We start from the raw sequence: 478 nt of genomic DNA on the forward strand, positions 1-478 counted from the left end.
GCACTAATATCTAAAATCGATAATGGCTCAAAACGTTACAGTATTCAGAAAATACTAACCACTCAGATGCAAAGAAACACTTCGGACTACTCCACTCCGAGCTTTATCTTGCAACTGAAGAATAATCATGGAAAAGTGATTTACCGGAGTATGGTTCAAATTGACGATTCGATTTATAACTTAGATAGATTTAGTCGCTCACCCATTTCTCTATGGCGTGTTAACCACTCAATGACAATATCCCCTGATGAGCCAGTAGATATTGCCACAGAAAAGATTCTTTAAACTATACGAGTTTTGACGTTACTCGAGCTCATTCGGTCAGACAGAGATCGACGTTTAGGGAAAACAACTATCAAGAACAAAATCGGCACCGTTAAGCAAATTAGAGTACCGAACAAACGATACACATAAGTAGAAACCTCAACGTTCTCACCTTCTTTTCCTTGCACCTGAAGTTTGAATATTTTTTCCCCTA

2 protein-coding genes are annotated in these 478 nt (G+C 38.3%); one reads left to right on the forward strand and one right to left on the reverse strand.

Annotated features, from left to right (window positions below; all coding sequences use genetic code 11):
• On the forward strand, window positions 1-285 hold a 285-nt coding region (locus IQR33_RS34930), incomplete at its 5' end, for a hypothetical protein (protein WP_228014230.1).
• On the opposite strand, the gene IQR33_RS34935 is transcribed toward IQR33_RS34930, so the two are convergent.
• A partial coding sequence (locus IQR33_RS34935; RefSeq protein WP_228014231.1) for a hypothetical protein occupies window positions 282-478 on the reverse strand: 197 nt, incomplete at its 5' end. The genes IQR33_RS34930 and IQR33_RS34935 overlap by 4 nt on opposite strands.

Source organism: Vibrio sp. OPT46 (assembly GCF_015163535.1).
Taxonomy (GTDB): domain Bacteria; phylum Pseudomonadota; class Gammaproteobacteria; order Enterobacterales; family Vibrionaceae; genus Vibrio; species Vibrio alginolyticus.